Below are 18,424 nucleotides of genomic sequence, written 5' to 3'. Positions count from 1 at the left end.
GCTTGCGAGCGTTCCGGGCGGGGCCGAGGGGGCGGAGGGGTGCTGCTGACCAGGGGCGGAGCGAGGGGTACGGCGGGGCGCGTACCCTTTGAGGTGACAGAGTCCGGGCAGTGGCGGGTTTGCGCCGCGCCGGACGAGGACAATTGACTAAAGGACTGAGCGACCCTGGCACGCCGTACGCCCGACGGTCCGCCGCCCGCGCCGACGGTGCAGCGGATTCGTCTCCGCTACACCAAGCGCGGCCGGCTCCGCTTCACCAGCCACCGCGACTTCCAGCGCGCCTTCGAGCGCGCCCTGCGCCGGTCCGCCGTTCCGATGGCCTACTCGGCCGGCTTCACCCCGCACCCGAAGGTGTCCTACGCCAACGCCGCCCCGACCGGGGTGGCGAGCGAGGCGGAGTACCTGGAGATCGGTCTGGCCGCCCTCCGGGACCCCGAGCAGCTGCGGGCGCAGCTGGACGAGTCGCTGCCGACGGGCCTGGACGTGATCGACGCGGTCGAGGTCCGGACGTCGAACTTCGTGGAGCGCCTGGAGGCCTCCGAGTGGCTGGTCAGCCTCGACGGCGTCGAGCCGGACGAGGCCGCCCAGGCGGTCGGGAAGTTCCTCGCCGAGGAACGCGTCGAGGTCGAGCGCCGGACCAAGAACGGCGTGCGGGTCTTTGACGCGCGCGGTGCGGTGGCCGCACTCGGACTCGTCGAGCCGCAGGTCGACGGCGGTACGGACACGGCCCCCGAAACCGACCGCGATGTTCGGACCGGCCGTCCCTGTGCGATACTGCGCCTGGTAGTACGACACGCCACACCCGCCGTACGACCCGACGACGTATTGTCCGGTCTCCGTGCGACGGCCGACCTGGCGCCGCCGGTCCCCGCAGAGGTGACCAGGCTGGCGCAGGGGCCGCTCGACGAGGAGTCCGGCACGGTGACCGACCCGCTGGCGCTCGACCGCGCCGCGGCCCCGGCTGGCTGAGAAACGGCCGCCGGGCCGCGCGCTACCGCGTCCGCCTAGTGGGCGGAGGCCGGGTTCAGTGCCTCACTGAGCCCGACGGTCCTCCAGGGTTCCCGCGGCTCCCCAGGGGAGCGAGCGTCGTCGCAGCACAGGCCGGCCACTCGGGGCTCGCCGACCAGGACGGTCGGTGGGCCCGGGGCCCCGTCCGGGAGCCACCCGGGGTTGGGGGACGGCTCAGCTTGGGAAAACCTCAGAAGACTGGTCAGACCAGAAGACTTTCGACACCCCGCCGAGCGTGGGGCGCCGAGCGAGACTACGAGCCCCTGTGCGGCCTCGCGTCCGCGCGGCGGCACCGTCAAAGGGTCCGGCCCGAGCATCGTCGCGATGCCGGCCGCCCACTGGTGCCGCGCCGTGCCCGGATGTGGAGCCCGGGGGCCTGACGGGAGATCCACCCGCATGCTCGATAACACCGATCCGCAGCAGGCTGCGGCCACGGAAAAGAACGAAACCGCCGCGACCGGCGGCGAGGGCGCGTCCGTCGCGCCGCCGCGCCGTCGTCGCCGGGCGGTGTCCCGCCCGGCGGGCACCCCGCAGGGTGCGGCCGTCGAGGTGGCCGAGACGGTCCTGCCGGCCGAGGCGCACGAGACGCCCGCCGCGGCGGTTCCGGCGGCCGAACCGGCCCCGGTAGCCGAGAAGCCGGTCCGGGCCCGCCGGACCCGCAAGCGTGCCGAGGCTCCGGCCGGTGCGCCGGAGGCGGCCGCGATCGTGGTCACCGCGCCGGACGCCGCTGCGGCTCCGGCCGCCGGGGCTCCCGTGGAGGAGCCCGCCGCCGCGAAGGCCGTCAAGGCCGAGAAGAAGGACGAGAAGGCGGAGAAGCCCGCTCGGGCCCGCCGCACCCGCAAGCGCGCCGAGGCCCCGGCCGGTGCGCCCGCCGCCGAGGCACCGGCCGTCGAAGCCCCCGCCGAGGAGCCCGTCCCCGCCGCCGAGCCGGTGGCCGAGGAGGCCCCCGCCGCCCCGGCCCGCCGTGCCCGTCGCCGTCGTGTGGTCGAGGCCGCGCCGGTGGTCGAGGCCCCGGTCGAGGAGCCGGTGGCCGAGGAGCCCGCCGTCGAGGAGGAGCCCGCCGAGGAGGAGGGCGTCGAGGCCGCCGCCGAGGCCCCCGCCGCCGCGGAGCCGGCCGTCGAGGCCGAGCCGCACCACCGGGTGCGCCGCCGCGCGGTCCGCCCGGCCACCGCGGTCTTCCAGGCCCCGGTCTTCCAGGAGCCGGCCCCCTACGTCGCGCCGGCCGCACCGCAGCAGCCCGCCGCCGCCCCGGCGCAGGTCGAGGCCCCGGCCGCCGCCGAGCGCGGCGAGGAGGACGAGTACGAGTACAGCGGCGTCGGCCGCCGTCGTCGGGTCCGTACCCGGGTGGAGCCGGGCCGCCGCAAGCCGGTCGTCCAGGCGCCGGTCCAGGCGCCGGTCGAGGCTCCGGCCGTCGAGGCGCCCGCCGCGGAGGCCCCCGCCGCCGGTCCGGAGACCGAGGGCGAGTGGGAGGAGGACGGTCGTCCGTCCCGCCGTCGACGTCGGGGTGGCCGCCGCCGTCGTCGTGGCGAGGCCGAGGAGTTCGAGGCCGCCGAGGCCGTCGAGACCGAGCAGCCCGCCGCCGAGGAGCCGGCCGAGGCCGTCGCCGAGGAGGAGGGCGACGAGGACGACGAGCTGGCCGCCGGCCTGTCCTCGTCCCGTCGCCGTCGTCGCCGTCGCCGCCGCAGCGGTGAGGCCGGCGCCGTCGAGACCGCCGAGACCACCGAGGACGGCGTCCGCACGGTGGTGAAGGTGCGCGAGCCGCGCCGCCGCTCCACTGAGCCGTCCTTCGACCCGGACGAGGTGCAGTCCATCAAGGGCTCGACCCGTCTGGAGGCGAAGAAGCAGCGCCGCCGCGAGGGCCGCGAGCTGGGTCGCCGCCGGGTGCCGATCATCACCGAGGCCGAGTTCCTGGCCCGCCGGGAGTCGGTCGAGCGCGTCATGGTGGTGCGCCAGAACGGCCAGCGGACCCAGATCGGCGTCCTCGAGGACGGCGTGCTGGTCGAGCACTACGTCAACAAGGAGCAGGCCACCTCGTACGTCGGCAACGTCTACCTGGGCAAGGTCCAGAACGTGCTGCCGTCGATGGAGGCCGCCTTCGTCGACATCGGCAAGGGCCGCAACGCGGTGCTGTATGCCGGTGAGGTCAACTTCGGCGCGCTGGGCGGCCACGGCGGCCCGCGCCGGATCGAGTCGGTGCTGAAGTCCGGCCAGTCGGTGCTGGTGCAGGTCTCCAAGGACCCGATCGGCCACAAGGGCGCCCGCCTGACCAGCCAGATCTCGCTGCCCGGCCGCTACCTGGTGTACGTGCCCGAGGGCTCGATGACCGGCATCTCGCGCAAGCTGCCCGAGAACGAGCGCGCCCGTCTGAAGCAGATCCTGAAGAAGATCGTTCCGGACGACGCGGGCGTCATCGTGCGCACCGCCGCCGAGGGCGCCTCCGAGGATGAGCTCACGCGTGACGTCCAGCGCCTCCAGCAGCAGTGGGAGGACATCCGGAAGAAGGCCGCGACCGGCAACGCCCCGGCGCTGCTGTACGGCGAGCCGGACATGACCGTCCGGGTCGTCCGCGACATCTTCAACGAGGACTTCACCAAGGTCATCGTCTCCGGCGACGAGGCGTGGAAGACCATCCACGAGTACGTCTCCAACGTGGCCCCGGACCTCGCCGAGCGGCTCCAGCGGTGGACCTCCGAGGTGGACGTGTTCGCCACCTACCGGATCGACGAGCAGCTGATGAAGGCGCTGGACCGCAAGGTCTGGCTGCCCAGCGGCGGTTCGCTGGTGATCGACCGCACCGAGGCGATGGTCGTCATCGACGTCAACACCGGGAAGTTCGTCGGCCAGGGCGGCAACCTGGAGGAGACGGTCACCCGGAACAACATCGAGGCGGCCGAGGAGATCGTGCGCCAGCTGCGGCTGCGCGACCTCGGCGGCATCATCGTGATCGACTTCATCGACATGGTCCTGGAGTCCAACCGCGACCTGGTGCTGCGCCGCCTGCTGGAGTGCCTGGGCCGGGACCGGACCAAGCACCAGGTGGCCGAGGTCACCTCGCTGGGCCTGGTCCAGATGACCCGCAAGCGGGTCGGCCAGGGCCTGCTGGAGTCCTTCTCCGAGGCCTGCGTGCACTGCAACGGCCGCGGTGTGATCGTGCACATGGAGCAGCCGAGCACCCACGTCCACGCCCCGGCCGCGGCCGCGGGCGAGCCCTCGGGCGGCGGCAAGCGCCGTCGCCGGGGCAAGGGCGGGGTCGGCCAGGAGGAGCCGCAGGCCGTCGAGGCCGCGGTGGCCGAGGCGGTCGTGGAGGCTGCCGAGGCCCTGGTGGAGGCCGCCGAGCCGGTGCGCGAGGAGATCGAGGGCCAGCTGGCCCTGGAGGTCCCGGGCGTCGAGCTCCCGGCTGCCGAGGCCCCGGCAACCGAGATCGCCGTGGTCGAGGCTCCGAAGGCCGAGGCTCCGGCCGCCGCTCCGGCGGGCCGTGCCCGCCGCCGCGCGGTGCGCAAGGCGACGGCTCCGGCCGGCTCGCCGCAGGCCGCCGAGATCGTGGTGCTGCAGGCGAAGGCCGACGCGGCGCTGGAGGCGGCCCTGGCCGCCGCCGCCCCGGGAGCCGGGGCCGCAGCGGAGGCCGCTGCCGAGACGGTCGCGGAGGCCGTCGCGGAGGCGAAGCCCGAGGCCGCCGAGGAGGCCGTCGTCGAGGCGGAGGCCGTGGTCGTCGAGACCCCGGCCGGCGAGCCCGCCGAGGCCCCGGCCGCGGAGGAGGCGCCCGCCGAGGAGGCCCCGGCGCCGAAGAAGCGGGCCGCCCGCAAGACCGCCGCGAAGAAGACCGCCGCCAAGAAGACCACCACGGCGGCCAAGAAGACCACCGCCCGCAAGACCGCGACCAAGCGGACGAGCGCGGCGGCCAAGAAGGCCGCGGCCGCCGAGGGTGATACGGCGGCCGAGTAGTGCCCACGCCCGGGGCGGGATTCTCTCCCGCCCCGGGCCGTACGGGCCGGTTTGCCCCTCGGGCGGCCGGTCCGTATTCTTGACCATCGGCGTGTCTACGCCACGCTCCCGAGCACATCACCTTCCCGAGGTCCCCGCGTCCGCGCGGGGCGAACGGGAGGAGGCCCCTGTGTCCGTACCCAGGCGGCTGGCGTCGGGAGGTCCGACCGAGTTAGGAAAGTAGGTACCGCATGTACGCGATCGTTCGCGCAGGCGGCCGCCAGCACAAGGTCGCCGTCGGCGACGTGCTGGAGATCGACCGTATCGAGGCCAAGCCGGGTGACTCGGTGGAGCTCTCGACCATCCTGGTCGTCGACGGTGACGCCGTCACCTCCGACCCGTGGGTCCTGGCCGGCGTGAAGGCTCACGCCGAGGTGGTCGACCAGACCAAGGGTGACAAGATCGTCATCCTGCGCTACAAGAACAAGACCGGCTACCGCCGTCGTCAGGGTCACCGTCAGAAGCACACCGCGGTGCGCATCACCAGCATCGACTCGGTCAGCAAGTAAGGGGATAGCGAGATATGGCACACAAGAAGGGCGCAAGCTCTACCCGTAACGGCCGTGACTCGAACGCCCAGCGCCTCGGCGTGAAGCGCTTCGGCGGCCAGGTCGTCTCCGCCGGCGAGATCCTCGTCCGCCAGCGCGGCACCCACTTCCACCCGGGTGCCGGCGTCGGCCGCGGTGGCGACGACACCCTGTTCGCGCTGACCGCCGGTGCGGTCCAGTTCGGCAACCGTCGCGGCCGCAAGGTCGTCAACATCGTGGCCGTCGAGGCCTGAGTCCCAGCGGACTCGCGAGTCGCACCAGACTCACACTGAAGGGTGGGCCGGAATTCCGGTCCACCCTTCGCGCTTTACGTAGAAGCAAGCAGACTCATCCGTACTGGAGGCACACCCATGACCACCTTCGTGGACCGCGTCGAACTTCACGTCGCCGCGGGTAACGGAGGCCACGGCTGCGCCTCCGTGCACCGCGAGAAGTTCAAGCCGCTCGGCGGGCCGGACGGCGGCAACGGCGGCGAGGGCGGCAGCGTCATCCTCACCGTGGACTCGCAGGTCACCACGCTGCTCGAGTACCACCACTCGCCCAAGCGCAAGGCCACCAACGGCAAGCCCGGCGCGGGCGGGAACCGCACCGGCGCGGACGGCGAGGACCTCGTCCTGCTGGTGCCGGACGGCACCGTGGTGCTGGACCGCCAGGGCAACGTGCTGGCCGACCTGGTCGGGCACGGCACCAGCTTCGTCGCCGCCCAGGGCGGCCGCGGCGGCCTCGGCAACGCCGCGCTCGCCTCGGCCCGCCGCAAGGCCCCGGGCTTCGCGCTGCTCGGCGAGCCCGGCGAGGCCCGCGACATCGTCATGGAGCTCAAGTCCGTCGCCGACGTGGCCCTGGTCGGCTACCCGAGCGCCGGCAAGTCCTCGCTGATCTCGGTGCTCTCCGCCGCCAAGCCGAAGATCGCGGACTACCCGTTCACCACCCTGATCCCCAACCTCGGCGTGGTCACCGCGGGTGACACCGTCTACACCATCGCCGACGTGCCCGGCCTGATTCCGGGCGCCAGCCAGGGCCGCGGCCTCGGCCTGGAGTTCCTGCGGCACGTCGAGCGCTGCTCGGTGCTGGTGCACGTGCTGGACTGCGCCACCCTGGAGCCCGGCCGCGACCCGCTGAGCGACCTGGAGACCATCGAGGCCGAGCTCGCCGAGTACGGCGGCCTGGACGACCGCCCGCGCCTGGTCGCGCTCAACAAGGTCGACGTGCCGGACGGCCAGGACATCGCCGACCTGACCCGCGCCTCCCTGGAGGAGCGCGGCTACCAGGTGTTCGAGGTCTCGGCGGCCTCCCGCAAGGGCCTGCGCGAGCTGAGCTTCGCGGTGGCGAAGATCGTCGCCGAGGCGCGCGCCGCCAAGCCGGCCGAGGAGTCCACCCGGATCGTGCTGCGGCCCAAGGCCGTCGACGACGCGGGCTTCACGATCACCGAGGAGGACGGCGCCTACCGCATCCGCGGCGTCAAGCCGGAGCGCTGGGTCCGCCAGACCGACTTCGCCAACGACGAGGCGGTCGGCTACCTCGCCGACCGGCTGGCCCGCCTCGGTGTCGAGGACCAGCTGTGGAAGGTCGGGGCGCACGAGGGCGACACCGTCATCATCGGCCCGGACGAGAACGCCGTCGTCTTCGACTGGGAGCCGACCATGGCCGCCGGCGCCGAGATGCTCGGCCGCCGCGGTGAGGACCACCGCCTCGAGAGCCCGCGCCCGGCGGTCGACCGCCGCCGCGAGAAGCAGAAGGGCCGGGACGCGGCCGAGGCCGAGTTCCTCGCTTTCGAGGCGCTCTCCAGCGGCCGCCAGGCCGCCATCGAGGGCGACGACGAGGACTACTGAGCCGGTTGACGTGAACGGCCCCCGCCACCTCGGAAGGTGGCGGGGGCCGTCCGCTTGTTCAGTGGTGACGGGACGTCACTTCGTCCAGGCGGCCTGGACCTTGGTGATGTCCGTCGAGTCGCCGTAGCCGACCATGACCGGGGTGGAGCCGGCCGGGAAGCTGACGATGTCGCAGCCCTTGAAGGCCACGCCCTTGGTGGCGCCCGAGAAGCTCGGGGCGGGGGGGCACTTGGCGATCGGGGTCGAGCTCACCGGGTTGGCGAACGAGGCGGTGTTGCCGTTGGCGTCGTAGACCTTGAGCTTGGAGTTCGGAGCGGTGAAGCTCAGCTTGGTGTCGCTCTGGTTGGTCATGGTCCAGCTGACGTAGAACAGCGCGCGGCCGTCCAGGCCGGCGGTGTTGGCCTTGGCGTCCTGGAAGTCCTTGATCGAGCCCGGCTCGATCCCGGTGACGGTCCACTGCAGCTTGGCGGCGACGTTCGACGTCTTGTCGGTGAAGTCGATGCTGGCCGGCTGGCCGAACTTCACCGAGGTGCCGGCCTGCGGGAGCTTCCCGCCGCCCGCGCCGCCGCCAGCCGCACCGGCCGTACCGGCACCGCCCGCGGCCGCACCGCCGCCCGCGGCACCGCCCGTGGCGGCACCACCGGTGGCCGCACCGCCCGCGGCGGCACCGCCCGTGGCCGCGCCTGACGGGGCGGCGGTCGAACCGCCGGCAGCCGCGCCGCCGGTGGCCGCGCCGGTCTGGGACGGGGCCGCGCCGGTGGCGCCGCCGTTGGCGGCCGGGTCGTTGTCCGGGCCGCAGGCCGCGAGCGACAGGGCGGTGGCCGCCGCCAGGGCGGCGACGGTGAGCTTCGTGGTGTACGAACGCATGGTGCGCTTTTCTCCTGGGCGCGCGGCCGCGAACCGTTGCCGGCATGCCCAGTGCGGCGCCGCCCGATGACAGGAAGGTCGAAGACGAGTGGGTCCAGCGGGCAAGAAGCCGTCCCCCGATCTGGCTTTCGGTCAGGGACCATACCAGCCATCCGGATTGACGGCCGGGCTGTGGCGAGGCCGTGACCAGGCCGGGTCCAGCCGGTGAAACACCTCGCGGGGGAGCTGCGCGGATCGCGTAGATTTCGGGGTTGACGGCCGGGCCCGGCCCGCCGTACCCGCACCACACCGGAAGGGCGTACAGCGAGATGAGCGAGGACTCACTGCGGGAGGAGGTGCTGACCGCACGACGGATCGTGGTCAAGGTCGGCTCCTCCTCACTCACCACGGCGGCCGGCGGCCTGGACGCCGACCGGGTCGACGCCCTGGTGGACGCGCTCGCCAAGGTGCGCGCCCGCCCGGACGCGCCCGAGGTCGTCCTCGTCTCCTCCGGCGCCATCGCCGCCGGCCTCGCCCCGCTCGGCCTGGACAAGCGCCCCAAGGACCTGGCCCGCCAGCAGGCCGCCGCCAGCGTCGGCCAAGGGCTGCTGGTCGCTCGCTACACCGCCTCCTTCGCCCGGTACGGCATCCGGGTCGGTCAGGTGCTGCTGACCGCCGAGGACGCCAGCCGGCGCGCTCACTACCGCAACGCCTACCGGACGCTGGACCAGCTGCTGGCGATGGGCGCGATGCCGATCGTCAACGAGAACGACACCGTCGCCACCGCCGAAATCAAGTTCGGTGACAACGACCGGCTGGCCGCCCTGGTCGCCCACCTGGTCCGGGCCGACCTGCTGGTCCTGCTCTCCGACGTGGACGGCCTCTACGACGGCGACCCGTCCAAGCCCGGCACCAGCCGGATCGCCGAGGTGCGCGGCCCGCACGACCTGGACGGCATCGAGATCGGCAGCGCGGGCAAGGCCGGCGTGGGCACCGGCGGCATGGTCACCAAGGTCGAGGCGGCCCGGATCGCCACCGGCGCGGGCATCCCCGTGGTGCTCACGGCGGCCAGCCAGGCCGCCGACGCGCTGGCCGGACGGTCCACCGGAACGCTCTTCCTGCGCACCGGCAGCCGCACCTCCGACCGGATGCTCTGGCTGGCCCACGCGAGCAGCCCGCGCGGCGCCCTGCACCTGGACGCGGGCGCGGTGGAGGCGGTGGTCTCCGGTGGCGCCTCGCTGCTGCCGGCCGGGGTCACCAAGGTCGACGGGGAGTTCGCCGCGGGTGATCCGGTGGACCTTCTTGCGGAAAACGGCCACATCGTGGCTCGCGGACTGGTCAACTTTGATGCGAGGGAGTTGCCCCGCCTGCTCGGCCGGTCCACCCGCGACCTGGCCCAGCAGTTCGGCGCCGCGTACGAGCGCGAGGTCGTCCACCGCGACGACCTGGTCGTTCTGCGCGGCTGACCGGCCGTTCGGCCGGCACCGGCCGATCGGCGGAGCGCGGCCGGCGGGCCGCTCCGTACCGGGAGCGGCCCGGCCGCGGCGAGGAGGGGCGCAGCCGTACCGGTCGGCCGAGGGCCGACGGGGCCGGTGGGGACGACACGACATCGCCGAACAGGAGGCCGCCGGTGGAACGCAGGCGCGAGGCAGCGCTGACCGGAGGGACGGCGGGCCGGCGGCTGACCAGTATCGACGGCGGACGCGGGGACGGCCCCGCCGAGCCGGCCGGTCCGCCGCCGCAGAGGCCCGGCGGGGTGCGCAGGCCGCGGCCGCAGCGCGCCGAGGAGGTGGACCCGCCCAGCGTGCCCGAGCAGGCGCGGCTGTGGCACGTGGTGCTGAGCGTGGCCGGGCAGGTCACCCCGCTGTCCTCGCTACGCGCCTCGCTGGAACGGCTGGCGCACGACCACTCGTTCTTCCTGACCGCCCGCTACGCGGCCGACCACGCCGAGATCCGGTACTGGGAGCAGGCCCGGGACCTGCACGACGCGGCGGCGATCGCGCTGCGGTTGTGGGGCGAGCACAAGGTGACCGCCAACCTGCCGCCCTGGGAGATCGTCGGCCTGGAGGTGGTCGACCGGGCGACGTACCACAAGCGGGTGGCGGAGGGCTTCGGTGATCCGTCGCCGCACCTGGGCGGAGTGCACCCCTACTGACCGGCCCTGTTCGCATGGCGAAACGGCGGCGGGCGGGGTCGGTGCAGTCGCTACCCTTGGCCGCATGACCAGCGACCTCGCCACCGCCGACAGCCCCGTCCTCGCCGTAGCGCGCCGAGCCCGGGAGGCGGCCGCCGCGCTCGCCCCGCTGCCGCGCAGCGCCAAGGACGCCGCACTGCTGTCGATCGCGGACGCGCTGGTCGCCCGCAGCGCCGAGATCGTCGCGGCCAACGCCGAGGACGTGGCCCGGGCCCGTGCGGCGGGCACCGCGGAGTCGGTGATCGACCGGCTGACGCTGACCGAGGAGCGGATCGCCGCGATCGCCTCCGACGTGCGCGACGTGGTCGGCCTGCCCGACCCGGTCGGTGAGGTGGTGCGGGGCTACACCCTGCCGAACGGCCTGGACGTGCGCCAGGTGCGGGTGCCGCTGGGCGTGGTCGGCATCATCTACGAGGCCCGGCCGAACGTCACGGCGGACGCCGCCGCGCTCTGCCTGAAGTCCGGCAACGCGGTGCTGCTGCGCGGCTCCGCCTCGGCCTACCGCTCCAACACCGCGCTGGTGGCCGTGCTGCGGGACGCCGTCGCCGCGGCCGGGCTGCCGGCCGACGTGATCCAGCTGGTGCCGGGGGAGAGCCGGGACTCCGTGCAGGAGCTGATGCGCGCCCGCGGCCTCGTCGACGTGCTGATCCCGCGCGGCGGTGCCTCGCTGATCCGCACCGTGGTCGAGGGCTCGACCGTCCCGGTGATCGAGACCGGTACCGGCAACTGCCACGTGTACGTGGACGCCCGGACCGACCTGGCGATGGCCGTCGGCATCCTGCTGAACTCCAAGGCGCAGCGGGTCAGCGTCTGCAACGCGGCCGAGACGCTGCTGGTGCACCAGGACGTCGCGGACGCCTTCCTGCCGTTGGCGCTGGCCGCGCTGGCCGAGGCCGGGGTGACCGTGCACGGCGACGAGGCGGTGCTCAAGGCCGCCGAGGGCAGCGCCGCCACCGTGGTGCCGGCCACCGACGAGGACTGGGGCGCCGAGTACCTCTCGTACGACCTGGCCGCGGCCGTGGTGCCGTCGCTGGACGCCGCCGTGGAGCACATCCGCCGCTGGTCCTCCGGCCACACCGAGGCGATCGTCACCACCTCGCAGGCCGCCGCCCGCCGGTTCACCCAGCTGGTGGACTCGACCACGGTGGCCGTCAACGCCTCCACCCGGTTCACCGACGGCGGTGAGTTCGGCTTCGGCGCGGAGATCGGCATCTCCACCCAGAAGCTGCACGCCCGCGGCCCGATGGGCCTGCCCGAGCTGACCAGCACCAAGTACATCGTCACTGGTGACGGGCACGTCCGCGGCGAGGCGACGCAGACCGTGGGTGGCGAGGCGGACGCCCGCTGAACGCGGTGTGAGGGGCGTCCGTCACACGTGTGACGGACCAACTGCCGGGAGCCACAGACAAATCGCCCGGCCGGTAATACGCTGAATCCGTGGCTGAGGATGTGGGGGGCTTGCCGTACCCCGACGGCGCCGACCACGGTGGTGCGGACGACGAGTTCGCCACCGTGGTCTTCGATGAGGCCTTCGTCCGGTCCGCCGCCGTGCACGAGCCGACGGCCAAGGAGCGGCGGCTCGCCGCGGCCGAGGCACGGTTCGAGCCGGACACCGCGGGACCGGGTTGGGGCTATGAGGTCTCGGTCGGGGACGGGCTGCCGCTGGAGCTGCGCCCGTACCCGAGCGGACTGGACGAGGACCACCTGTACCCCGACCCCTGGTCGGGCCCGGGCCGGGCGACCGGCCGCCAGGCCCGGCGGCGGTGGCGACGCTACGATCCGGTGCGCGCCCGCGGGCGGTACGTGGCCCAGCAGCGCTGGCACCGGCCGGTGGCCTGGGTGCTCGCCGTGATCATGGGCGTGAGCCTGGTGGCGGTGGCGGTCGCGGCGATCTACCAGGGCGTGGGCGGTTCCTCCGGTGCGCCCCGGCGCCCGGAGTCCGGCAGCAGCAGTGCCGGGGTGGACCCGAGGCCCGTACCGGTCGAGGCGTCGCCGGTGGTCACGGCCCCGGCGGGCTAGCCGCGGCCGGGGGCGTGCGCCCCCGGGCGGGTGGTCACGGAGCGTTCCCGGCAATCTGCGCAGGGGCCCTCGTAGCGGGGCGGGTGTACGCCTACCCTGGTGTCATGGGTGACCCGCGAGAGCCTCCTGAGGGTACGCCCGAGGGCGGTTCCGGAAACGAGGACGAGTTCCGGTCCGTCGTGTTCGACGAATCGTTCGTGCGGGCTGCCCGGATCCAGGAGCTGTCGGCCCGGGAGCGGCTCGCGGGCTCCTTCGGCAAGGCCACCCGGGCACGGGTGCGGCTCGGGCCGCTGGGCACCGTCCCGCGCCAGGCGCTCGCCCTGCTGCTGCTCATCCTGCTGGCCTTCGGGGCGGCGGTGTACTTCGGGCTGAACTCGCCGAAGGGCATCCCGGCGCGGCCCGAGGGCAGCCAACTGACCGTCAGCCTGGTCGCGTTGAGCCCGGCTTCGGCCGTCCACCCGGTGGCCGACCCGGCGCATCCGTTCGCCGCGCTGCCGACCGGGTACAGCGACGGGACGATCGGGCTGAACACCCCGACCGGGGTCGCCACCGAGCACTTCAGCCGGGTCGAGGTGACCAAGGCGCTGGACACCGTGCAGCGCTACCTGGTCGCCTCCTCGCTGGCCCCGGCGGCGCTGGTCCAGGGCGCCACGACGGACGTACGGGCCTTCGTCACACCCGGTGAGCAGGCCGGGTTCGACGCGAGCGTCGCCCAGCCGGTGGACGACCGGCACCACGCGCTGACCGGCTGGGTGGTCCGCTTCGACCCGGCGCAGGTCGCGTTGGCCTCCGACACCGTGAAGGTGGTCGGCGCGATGCGGATCGACGAGGCGGACAGCGGCACGCTGCAGATCACCACCGACCACACCTTCGTCTACGCGCTGAAGCCGGCCGGGGCGCCCGCCGGAGCGCCGGTCACCCTGGAGACGGTGCGGCGCGAGCTGACCTTCCAGTTCGACCGGGTGGACCTGGCCTCGGCGCAGCTGCGGCTGGTGGACTCGGTGGTGCAGGCCGGGCCGGCGCCGTGCACGGCCTCGATGGCGGGCTTCCTGCAGCCGGTGCTGGCCACCGCCCAGGGCACCGCGGTGGCGCCGCCGACGGCGGTCGACCCGGGCAACCACGCCCGCCCGGCCTGGCAGGTGTGCGGGGTGCTGGCGGGGAGCTGAGCGCCCCCGGAGCGAGCCGAGGCCCCTGCGACCGCGCGACGGCCGGTGACCCTGCCCGGGTCACCGGCCGCCGTGGTCCACCCGGTGGTTCAGCTGCCGTCGCGGTCGGAGGAGGAGCCGCGGTTGCCGCCGGCGAAGGTGTCGCGCAGCTTGCCGCCGACCGTGGCGGCGCCGCCGGCCACGTCCCGCAGCAGGCCCATCAGCGGGTCCTTGCTCTCCTTCACCGAGGTCGCGTAGTGGTCGGCGGCGGCCTTCCACTGCTCGCCGACCGAGGCGTCCCGGTCGTCCGAGCGGCGCGGGTAGGCGCCGGCCAGGATCGAGCGGTACTCGTCGCTCTCCGCCCACTTCTTCAGCTGGGCGACCCGGACCACCGCGAACGGGTGGGTCTGCGGCAGCAGCTGGAGCAGCTTGAGCACGCCGTCGCGCAGGTCGCCGGCCTTCTCGTACTCCTCGGCCTGCTCCAGGAAGGCGTCGACGTTCATCTCGGCCAGGTTGTGCCCGCCGGCCAGCTTCATCAGGGCCCGCATGGACGCCTGGAGGTCCTGCCCGGCCAGCAGGCCGGCCCGGTCGCTGGACAGCTCGGCCTTGCGGAACCACTCCTTGAGGGCGGTGACGAGGGCCATGATGGCCAGGTTGCCGAGCGGCACCCAGGCGATCCGGGTGGCGATGTTGGTGAGGATCATCAGCATCGTCCGGTAGACGGCGTGGCCGGACATCGCGTGGCCGACCTCGTGGCCGATGACCGAACGCAGCTCCTCCTCGTCCAGCAGCTCGACCAGGCCGCTGGTGATCACGATGATCGGGGTGTCGATGCCGATGGTGTACGCGTTGACCGTCGGGTCCTGGGTCACGTACAGGTCCGGCACCTGCTCCAGATCCAGCGCGTAGGCGGCGTCGCGCACCATGTCGTACAGCTCGGGGAACTGACGCTCGGAGGTCTTCACGGCGGTGGCCAGGAACATCAGCCGGATCGCGCGCTCGGAGACCAGCCCGGCGAGCTTCTTCAGGACGTCGTCGAAGCCGGAGAGCTTGCGCAGGGCGACCAGGGCCGAGCGGTCGGCGGGGTGCTCCCAGGCCCGGGTGGAGATCTCGGGGAAGCGCTGCCGGCGCCGGCTCGGGGTCTTCTCGAACGTGTCGGTCATGGTCTGAGTACCTCCTGGTCGACGGCGGTCCCGGCGCACGGCCGGCCCCCCGCTGGTCTTCGCCTGCAACGACTGTCTGTGCAACGTCCGTGGTTGCGTACTCGTCCCCGGGGTAGCGTACGCGCGGGCCCGGCCGCGCGGTCCCGCCCCGAGCCGAAGGGGCGCGCCGGTGTCGAAAGGGAGAAGCGACCAGCGGGATCGGGGTCCCCCCGGTCGAAGGCCGGGGGAGAGCGCCGGAGCATCGACCGTCGGCACCGGGTCGGAGCGCCCCGGGGGCGAGCGGGTGAGCCACAGGGGCCGGTGGGTGGTGCCGGTGTGAGGCGGGTTTACCCTGAATGCCCTGGAGAACCGAGACCGGACCCGGCCGCGGTACCGAGCAGTTCGAGGAGCCCCTCAGATGTCCACCGACACGCTGGTCAGCCTGGCCGCCCCCATCTCCGACGATCCCGGCCCGGGCCTGTTCCTGCGGATCATCGTGATCGCGTCCTTCGTCGGGATCGGCCTGCTGGTCTGGATCATGGCCCGCGCCTTCCGCGGCCAGTAGAGCGCCGCCTCCCGTCCACGGGCTCACGCGCCCCCTCCCGACGGTTCGTCCGGCCCGCTCGCTCACGCCCGGTCAGTGGCGGTGGGCCGCCGAGCGGTTGCCGTGTAACCCCCCGTACGATGACGGGTGGGCCCTCACCGGCCCGGAACAACCCCCAGGTCCGTTCACCGAGCCGAGAAGGTCCCGCCGACCATGAGCACTGCTGCCGCACTCCCCGTCCTGAACCTGCTCGCCGAGGGCGAGGGGGGCAACCACGACAGCCTGAACCCGGCCCTGACGGGTGGCGCCGCGCTGTTCATCCTGCTGCTCCTGCTCTTCATCACCACCCGCTTCAACCGGGACCGCTGAGCCGCGTCCACGGACCGCTCGGGGAGCGTCCGGCCAGCGGGCCGGCCGCTCCCTCACGCATCTGCGGGCAACCCCCACACGAGCGTTCCCGCACCGTGATGGGCGTCGCGTAAGGTGTGGCGGCATGGGAGAGCAGGCCGGGATTCCCGGCGGACCGGAACCGGTGAAGAAGCGCCTCGGCGTGATGGGCGGCACCTTCGACCCGATCCACCACGGACACCTGGTCGCCGCCAGTGAGGTGGCGAGCGCGTTCCACCTGGACGAGGTGATCTTCGTCCCGACCGGGCAGCCCTGGCAGAAGAGCGACCGGCAGGTCACCCCGGCCGAGGACCGCTACCTGATGACGGTCATCGCCACCGCCGAGAACCCGCAGTTCTCGGTCAGCCGGATCGACATCGACCGCGAGGGCCCGACCTACACCGTCGACACCCTGCGCGACCTGCACGCCCTGCACCCGGACGCCGACCTCTTCTTCATCACCGGCGCTGACGCGCTCGCCCAGATCCTGTCCTGGCGCGACTCCGACGAACTCTTCTCGCTGGCCCACTTCATCGGATGCACCCGGCCGGGCCACACTCTGTCGGACGCCGGACTTCCGGTGGGCGGGGTCTCCCTGGTGGAGGTCCCGGCGCTGGCCATCTCCTCCACGGACTGCCGCAACCGGGTCGCCAAGGGCGAGCCGGTCTGGTACCTCGTCCCGGACGGCGTGGTGCGGTACATCGACAAGCGGGCGCTGTACGCGCCGCACGGGACCTGAGCCAGGAGCGTCAGTGAGCGAGCGCAGCGAGCGAATCATCGAAGGGCGCGCGTTTCGCGAAGCGGCCGCCGAGCGCAGCGAGGTGGGGCGCATGAGCGAGCGCAGTGAGCGAATCATCAAGGGGCGCGCGTTTCGCGAAGCGGCCGCCGAGCGCAGCGAGGTGGGCGCATGAGCGAGCGCAATGGCAACGGGCAGCAGCCGGAGGAGTGGTCCACCGGGCAGTACCAGCAGCCGTACCAGGGGTACCAGCAGCAGGGGTACGAGCAGCCGCAGTACGACCAGTACGGGCAGCCGGTGTACGGCCAGGGCGCTTTCACCGGCCACCAGCAGCAGGGCTACCAGCAGCAGGGCTACCAGCAGGGGTACCAGGGGTACCAGCAGCAGGGGTACGAGCAGCCGCAGTACGACCAGTACGGGCAGCCCGTGTACACCCAGGACCCGTACGGCGGCTACCAGCAGCAGGCGTACCACCAGGGGTACCAGCAGCCGTACCAGGCCGCGCCGGTCGTCGCCGAGCCGCAGCCCGAGGCCGTCGCCCCCGCCGCGCCCGCTGAGCCCGCGGCTCCGGCCGCCGTGCCGCTGCCGCGTCCGCGCACGCCCCGGCCGGCCGCCGAGGCGGCCCCGGCCAAGCCCGGGGCGCCGTCCGAGCAGGTCGCCGGGGTCCGGTCCGGCAAGGCCGGCTCCCGCGCGCCCAAGGACAGCTACACCACGGGCGAGTTCACCTTCGTCGACGAGGAGGCGGAGGAGACCGAGGACGTCATCGACTGGCTGAAGTTCGCCGAGTCCCGCAGCGAGGTGCGCGCCGAGCGGCGCCGCAAGCTGCGCAGCCGGCTGGTCGGCCTCGGTGTGGTGGTGGCGCTGGTGGCGGGCGGCGTCGGCGGCTACCTGTGGTTCACCGGCGACAAGCCGACCGCGGCCGCCGCGGCTGGCGGGCGCCAGGTCAACGTCGTCCACCTGCGCGACCTGCAGGGAAAGGTGTCCAGCGCGCTGCTGGTCAACGACGCCTCCGGGCACAAGGGCACGGTGCTGCTGCTGCCCGACAACCTGCGGCTGCCCGGACCGGGCGAGCCGCCGGTGACCACCGTCGGCCAGTCGATGGACGCGATCGGCGCCTCGGCGACCCGCGACGGGCTGTCCACGGTGCTGGGCGCCCCGGTGGCGGGCACCTGGCGGCTGGACACCCCCTACCTGGAGTTGCTGGTCTCCCAGCTCGGCGGTGTCCGGGTGGACACCAACGCCGAGACCCACGAGGGCGGCAAGCCGGACGGCAAGCTGCTGTCCGCGGCGGGCAAGAACGTCCTGCTCAGCGGCAAGGCCGCGGTCGCGTACGCCACCCTGCAGGGGCCCGGCGAGAACCGGGACGCCCAGCTGGCCCGGTTCGGGCAGGTGATGGACGCGGTGGTGCGCACCATGCCGACCGAGTTCAAGGACGCCAAGGACGACGTGCACCGGATGAACGCGGTGCTCGACCCCTCGCTGCCCGAGGACGCCCTGGCCGGGGTGCTCGCCCAGCTCGCCCAGCAGGCGAAGGACGGCCATTTCGGCACCACCGCGCTGACCGTCAAGCCGGACGGCAGCCTGGACGAGGCGACCGCCGGCAAGCAGGTCAAGGATGTGCTCGGCGGCACCGTGAAGTCCGCGGCGGCCGGCGACGCTCCGGCCCGGGTCTCGCTGCAGGACGCCTCCGGCAACGACGCGGCCGCCGCCGCCGCCCAGGTGCAGATCGTCAACTCGGGCCTGACCTTCATCCCGGGCGGCGCCAAGACCGCCGCGCAGGCCACCAGTGAGATCCGCTACACCGACGACGCCCGGCAGGCCGCGGCGAAGTCGCTGGCGACCAGCCTGGGGCTGCCGGACTCGGCGGTGAAGAAGGTGGGCGACGCCCAGAACGCGGACCTGGTGGTCGTGCTGGGCAAGGACTACCAGCCGCCCAAGCAGTAGGCCGGCGGCCCGGTTCGGCCCCGATCGGCCTCGCCCGGCCCGAGCGGCCCCGGAAAACGGTTCCGGGGCCGCCGGGGCGGCGTGAGATCCTGGAAGGCGAC

17 protein-coding genes are annotated in these 18,424 nt (G+C 73.6%); 15 read left to right on the top strand and 2 right to left on the bottom strand.

All coding sequences use genetic code 11. The features are described from left to right. Positions 1 to 207: 207 nt before the first annotated feature. The 5 genes from ACH4E7_RS20320 (at position 208) to obgE (ending at position 7,366) form a co-directional block, all read left to right on the top strand. Entirely contained in the window at positions 208 to 969 is a 762-nt protein-coding gene (locus ACH4E7_RS20320) for a TIGR03936 family radical SAM-associated protein (RefSeq protein WP_396250397.1), read from the top strand. Between the two features lie 435 nt (positions 970 to 1,404). Next, positions 1,405 to 4,950, top strand: a complete 3,546-nt coding sequence (locus tag ACH4E7_RS20315) for a ribonuclease E/G (RefSeq protein WP_396250396.1) — start codon at positions 1,405 to 1,407, stop codon at positions 4,948 to 4,950. A 230-nt stretch (positions 4,951 to 5,180) separates the two neighbouring features. Continuing rightward, entirely contained in the window at positions 5,181 to 5,498 is a 318-nt protein-coding gene (rplU, locus tag ACH4E7_RS20310; protein ID WP_030233759.1) for a 50S ribosomal protein L21, read from the top strand. A gap of 14 nt (positions 5,499 to 5,512) precedes the next feature. Then, positions 5,513 to 5,770 carry a 50S ribosomal protein L27 gene (gene rpmA / locus ACH4E7_RS20305; protein ID WP_030058248.1) on the top strand — a complete coding sequence of 86 codons (258 nt, stop codon included), beginning with the start codon at positions 5,513 to 5,515 and terminating at the stop codon, positions 5,768 to 5,770. A 117-nt stretch (positions 5,771 to 5,887) separates the two neighbouring features. After that, complete coding sequence (gene obgE / locus ACH4E7_RS20300) at positions 5,888 to 7,366, top strand: GTPase ObgE (RefSeq protein ID WP_355669518.1); 1,479 nt, start codon at positions 5,888 to 5,890, stop codon at positions 7,364 to 7,366. A gap of 75 nt (positions 7,367 to 7,441) precedes the next feature. Here obgE and ACH4E7_RS20295 read toward each other — a convergent pair whose 3' ends face one another. After that, positions 7,442 to 8,233, bottom strand: a complete 792-nt coding sequence (locus tag ACH4E7_RS20295) for a hypothetical protein (RefSeq protein ID WP_396250395.1) — start codon at positions 8,231 to 8,233, stop codon at positions 7,442 to 7,444. 308 nt (positions 8,234 to 8,541) lie between these two features. On the opposite strand from ACH4E7_RS20295, the gene proB reads away from it, so the two are divergent. From proB to ACH4E7_RS20270, 5 genes are all read left to right on the top strand, one after another. Then, positions 8,542 to 9,678, top strand: a complete 1,137-nt coding sequence (gene proB / locus ACH4E7_RS20290) for a glutamate 5-kinase (RefSeq protein ID WP_396250394.1) — start codon at positions 8,542 to 8,544, stop codon at positions 9,676 to 9,678. A 164-nt stretch (positions 9,679 to 9,842) separates the two neighbouring features. After that, positions 9,843 to 10,367: a hypothetical protein gene (locus ACH4E7_RS20285; protein ID WP_396250393.1), complete on the top strand. Its 525-nt coding sequence runs from the start codon at positions 9,843 to 9,845 to the stop codon at positions 10,365 to 10,367. A 64-nt stretch (positions 10,368 to 10,431) separates the two neighbouring features. Continuing rightward, a complete protein-coding gene (locus tag ACH4E7_RS20280; RefSeq protein ID WP_396250392.1) occupies positions 10,432 to 11,754 on the top strand; it encodes a glutamate-5-semialdehyde dehydrogenase in 1,323 nt (440 codons plus the stop codon). An 89-nt stretch (positions 11,755 to 11,843) separates the two neighbouring features. Next, complete coding sequence (locus tag ACH4E7_RS20275; protein WP_396250391.1) at positions 11,844 to 12,425, top strand: hypothetical protein; 582 nt, start codon at positions 11,844 to 11,846, stop codon at positions 12,423 to 12,425. Positions 12,426 to 12,529: 104 nt separating this feature from the next. Further along, a complete protein-coding gene (locus ACH4E7_RS20270) occupies positions 12,530 to 13,591 on the top strand; it encodes a hypothetical protein (RefSeq protein WP_396250390.1) in 1,062 nt (353 codons plus the stop codon). An 89-nt stretch (positions 13,592 to 13,680) separates the two neighbouring features. Here the strand turns inward: ACH4E7_RS20270 and ACH4E7_RS20265 are convergent, their stop codons facing one another. Continuing rightward, positions 13,681 to 14,733, bottom strand: a complete 1,053-nt coding sequence (locus ACH4E7_RS20265; RefSeq protein ID WP_396250389.1) for a M48 family metallopeptidase — start codon at positions 14,731 to 14,733, stop codon at positions 13,681 to 13,683. A gap of 397 nt (positions 14,734 to 15,130) precedes the next feature. Here ACH4E7_RS20265 and ACH4E7_RS20260 point away from each other — a divergent pair, with 397 nt between their 5' ends. The 5 genes from ACH4E7_RS20260 (at position 15,131) to ACH4E7_RS20240 (ending at position 18,323) form a co-directional block, all read left to right on the top strand. Next, entirely contained in the window at positions 15,131 to 15,277 is a 147-nt protein-coding gene (locus ACH4E7_RS20260) for a hypothetical protein (protein ID WP_396250388.1), read from the top strand. A 192-nt stretch (positions 15,278 to 15,469) separates the two neighbouring features. Continuing rightward, positions 15,470 to 15,625 (top strand): hypothetical protein, encoded by a 156-nt coding sequence (locus ACH4E7_RS20255; RefSeq protein WP_355669510.1) that lies wholly within the window; start codon positions 15,470 to 15,472, stop codon positions 15,623 to 15,625. Between the two features lie 124 nt (positions 15,626 to 15,749). Continuing rightward, entirely contained in the window at positions 15,750 to 16,382 is a 633-nt protein-coding gene (gene nadD, locus ACH4E7_RS20250; protein WP_355669509.1) for a nicotinate-nucleotide adenylyltransferase, read from the top strand. Positions 16,383 to 16,395: 13 nt separating this feature from the next. Next, positions 16,396 to 16,554, top strand: coding sequence for a hypothetical protein (locus tag ACH4E7_RS20245; RefSeq protein WP_396250387.1), 159 nt, complete (start codon positions 16,396 to 16,398; stop codon positions 16,552 to 16,554). Beyond that, on the top strand, positions 16,551 to 18,323 hold the full coding sequence (locus tag ACH4E7_RS20240) for an LCP family protein (protein WP_396250386.1): 1,773 nt from the start codon (positions 16,551 to 16,553) through the stop codon (positions 18,321 to 18,323). Before ACH4E7_RS20245 ends, ACH4E7_RS20240 begins: the two co-directional genes overlap by 4 nt. Positions 18,324 to 18,424: the final 101 nt, after the last annotated feature.

The organism is Kitasatospora sp. NPDC018058 (assembly GCF_044327205.1).
GTDB lineage: Bacteria > Actinomycetota > Actinomycetes > Streptomycetales > Streptomycetaceae > Kitasatospora.
This window is presented reverse-complemented; position numbering and strand designations above follow the sequence as displayed.

Coding starts and splice junctions, on each gene's coding strand:
- ACH4E7_RS20255 (WP_355669510.1), top strand. CDS start 15,470: ATGAGCACTGCTGCCGCACTCCCCGTCCTGAACCTGCTCGCCGAGGGC.
- ACH4E7_RS20295 (WP_396250395.1), bottom strand. CDS start 8,233: ATGCGTTCGTACACCACGAAGCTCACCGTCGCCGCCCTGGCGGCGGCC.
- ACH4E7_RS20240 (WP_396250386.1), top strand. CDS start 16,551: ATGAGCGAGCGCAATGGCAACGGGCAGCAGCCGGAGGAGTGGTCCACC.
- ACH4E7_RS20315 (WP_396250396.1), top strand. CDS start 1,405: ATGCTCGATAACACCGATCCGCAGCAGGCTGCGGCCACGGAAAAGAAC.
- nadD (WP_355669509.1), top strand. CDS start 15,750: ATGGGAGAGCAGGCCGGGATTCCCGGCGGACCGGAACCGGTGAAGAAG.
- ACH4E7_RS20265 (WP_396250389.1), bottom strand. CDS start 14,733: ATGACCGACACGTTCGAGAAGACCCCGAGCCGGCGCCGGCAGCGCTTC.
- rpmA (WP_030058248.1), top strand. CDS start 5,513: ATGGCACACAAGAAGGGCGCAAGCTCTACCCGTAACGGCCGTGACTCG.
- ACH4E7_RS20270 (WP_396250390.1), top strand. CDS start 12,530: ATGGGTGACCCGCGAGAGCCTCCTGAGGGTACGCCCGAGGGCGGTTCC.
- obgE (WP_355669518.1), top strand. CDS start 5,888: ATGACCACCTTCGTGGACCGCGTCGAACTTCACGTCGCCGCGGGTAAC.
- proB (WP_396250394.1), top strand. CDS start 8,542: ATGAGCGAGGACTCACTGCGGGAGGAGGTGCTGACCGCACGACGGATC.
- ACH4E7_RS20280 (WP_396250392.1), top strand. CDS start 10,432: ATGACCAGCGACCTCGCCACCGCCGACAGCCCCGTCCTCGCCGTAGCG.
- ACH4E7_RS20260 (WP_396250388.1), top strand. CDS start 15,131: ATGTCCACCGACACGCTGGTCAGCCTGGCCGCCCCCATCTCCGACGAT.
- rplU (WP_030233759.1), top strand. CDS start 5,181: ATGTACGCGATCGTTCGCGCAGGCGGCCGCCAGCACAAGGTCGCCGTC.